Consider the following 2,651-nt stretch of genomic DNA (forward strand, 5'->3'; position numbering starts at 1 on the left):
TTCCGGCTCCTTTCTTGCTCCATACCTTGTATTGCCACGGTGGGTCGGCATATATAACATCGTATTTTTTTCTTTTCACATTCATTTTTTTCAATTTCAATAGACACTTTTTCATTTACGATGGCTAAAGTATCGAAGGGAAAATGGGGAGCTGTGAATGTGGCAGGGTTTGGCTTTGGGAGGTAGGATTTGGCTTATTAAATCAAAATACAGGAAGAATAAATTTGTAATTTTACGGCAATCAGAAAACAGGTATAAAATGAAATCATTTAAACTTATCGGACTTAAACTGCCAGAAAAGACGAAAAACGAAAACGGACAGTCCGGAAAAGATTGCGGCGTATTATGGCAAAAATTTGAAGTTGAAAAAATCGCAGATCAGATCCCCAATAAAATTTCAGATGAGGTGTATGCCGTGTATTTTGATTATGAAAGCGATGCAGATGGCTTGTTTTCCTATTTCATCGGTTCTAAGGCGGAAGACGGAACCGACGTACCGCAAAATTTAGATGAATTGATCATTCCCGAACAAACCTATCATAAGGAAACTGCCAAAGGTCAGATGACCAGCTGCATTACGGAAGTTTGGGAGAAAATATGGAATTCGGATCTCAACCGGAAATATGGTTTTGATTTTGAGGTTTATGGTGAAAAGAGCCATAACTGGGAAAATTCAGAGGTTGATATTTACATCTCCGTAGTGAAACAATCTAATGAAATTTTAGCATCCGACAATGAATAATCCAGAACTCAAGGAAATAATCGACAGGCAAATCGCAATACTCAATCAGGAAAACTGGTTGGACGTTAACTTTGACAATAGGATCAGCAACCTGCCAGATGAAGCTGCTTTTCAAAAACCGTTGCCTGAGATTCACAGCGTAGCGGAGCTTATTTCTCATTTGACTATTTGGAAAGAAGAAAACATAAAGAAATTAAACGGAAATCCGGCAACACTGACCTATGAAAGCCCCGAAAACTGGAAGCCAAATTCTCTGTTGAAAGAAGTTGGCTGGGAGGCGGTCAGAGAAGATTTTTATAGAATTTCTGCCGAACTGATAGAATTTCTTGAAGGTCAGAACGATGAGTTTCTAAACCAATACTGCCAAAGCAGCAAGTTCACCAACAGAGCGATTCTTGAAGGATTGATCCAACACGACGTTTATCATTTAGGGCAGATCGGAATAACTTTAAAGCTAATCAAACCGACTTTTCAATAATATCTATATGGTTAATTTTACGTTTGATTACTTAAAATTTGAAACATTCTACCAACTTCAGTATCCATTCTTGAAAAGGCAAACCATTTTTACCTCTTGGGTTTGACCAATGTTCAACAAAACAAAATGAACTATCAACAAATACTTCCGACAGAGCGATTGCGAAAATATGTCCGCTATTTTTGGGCTTTGGAAGATAATAGTCTAAGTTTTCCGGAAAAGACTTTTAAAATAATGTCGGACGGTTTGCCAGGATTAATTTTTCAGGAAAACCCACAAGCATTTGTTGACGAAAACGACAGATCGCTTCCACAAGCATTTCTATACGGACAAACGACAAGATACACAGAGCATAAATCAAATCAACCTTTTCGCAACATAGGTGTTTACTTCCAGCCAGATGCATTAAAATCTGTTTTCGGAATTGACGCAAACGAGCTGACCAACCGGCATATTAACATTACCGAACTGGTTAACACCAATCTAACAGACCAACTTTTAAATAACTTTACTACCGAACAAAGGATTGAACTTTTGTCGTCCTTTTTGATACAACAGGTTGGACATAGAAAAGTAGAAAGCGGAAAAGTGAATTTTGCAATTGCCCGGTTACAAAAAGGTGCGAGCCTACCGACTATACAAAACGATCTGAACCTATCTGAACGTTCGTTGGAACGGTATTTTAAACAGCATATCGGCATATCACCCAAACTATACGCAAGGATAAGCCGCTTTCAATCTGCTTTGGAAAGCGTGCGCCAAACCGGATTTAATTCACTGACCGAAGTTGCTTACCTGAACGCATATTTTGACCAATCACACTTTATCAGAGAGTTTCAGGAATTTGCGGGAACAAGCCCTAAACATTTTATACGCAACGCCAACGAACAGGTGGCTAATTTCCCTGAATGGAAAATTTAAGCATTGTCGGTTTTATCCAATTTTACCAAAAAGCAGGCTGATAATTTTGCAGGAAAGAGTAAAGTTATGATAGCCATTACAGGAGCAAACGGAAATTTAGGCAAAGCGACCATTCAATTTTTGTTACAGAAAGTCGCACCGACCGATATTGTTGCCATTGTCAGAAACCCCGAAACGGTAAATGAATTTAAGGAAAAGGGCGTAACCACCAGACAAGCGGATTACAACGATTACAATACACTTAAAAAGGTCTTCAAAGGTGTAGAGACAGTATTGCAAATATCCACCATCGGAGTGGATATAGAAACAGCCAAACAGCAGGAAAGAAATGTGGTAAATGCAATCGTGGAAAACAACGTAAAGCACATTGTTTATACCAGTATGGTGCAAGCCCGACCGAACACCGTTTTTCAAGGAACGCAAACACAATACCATACGGAAGAACTGATAAGGAAAACAAATATCCCTTATACCTTTTTCAGAAACAGCATGTATATGGAAGCCATACCC

At 38.8% G+C, this 2,651-nt stretch carries 4 protein-coding genes; all 4 read left to right on the top strand.

Going from position 1 to position 2,651, the window contains the following annotated elements; translation table 11 throughout:
- The first annotated feature begins 259 nt into the window (after positions 1-259).
- The gene (locus FM107_RS05100) at positions 260-742 is read left to right on the top strand and encodes a GyrI-like domain-containing protein (protein ID WP_086947447.1); all 483 of its coding nucleotides are present in this window, start codon (positions 260-262) and stop codon (positions 740-742) included.
- Positions 735-1,220 (top strand): DinB family protein, encoded by a 486-nt coding sequence (locus FM107_RS05105; protein WP_086947448.1) that lies wholly within the window; start codon positions 735-737, stop codon positions 1,218-1,220. Before FM107_RS05100 ends, FM107_RS05105 begins: the two co-directional genes overlap by 8 nt.
- Positions 1,221-1,346: 126 nt before the next feature.
- Positions 1,347-2,141 (top strand): helix-turn-helix domain-containing protein, encoded by a 795-nt coding sequence (locus FM107_RS05110; protein WP_086947449.1) that lies wholly within the window; start codon positions 1,347-1,349, stop codon positions 2,139-2,141.
- Between the two features lie 66 nt (positions 2,142-2,207).
- Positions 2,208-2,651: NmrA family NAD(P)-binding protein (locus FM107_RS05115; RefSeq protein WP_143559434.1), on the top strand; the 444-nt coding region annotated here is incomplete at its 3' end.

It is taken from the genome of Sphingobacterium sp. JB170 (assembly GCF_900163865.1).
Classification (GTDB): Bacteria; Bacteroidota; Bacteroidia; order Sphingobacteriales; family Sphingobacteriaceae; genus Sphingobacterium.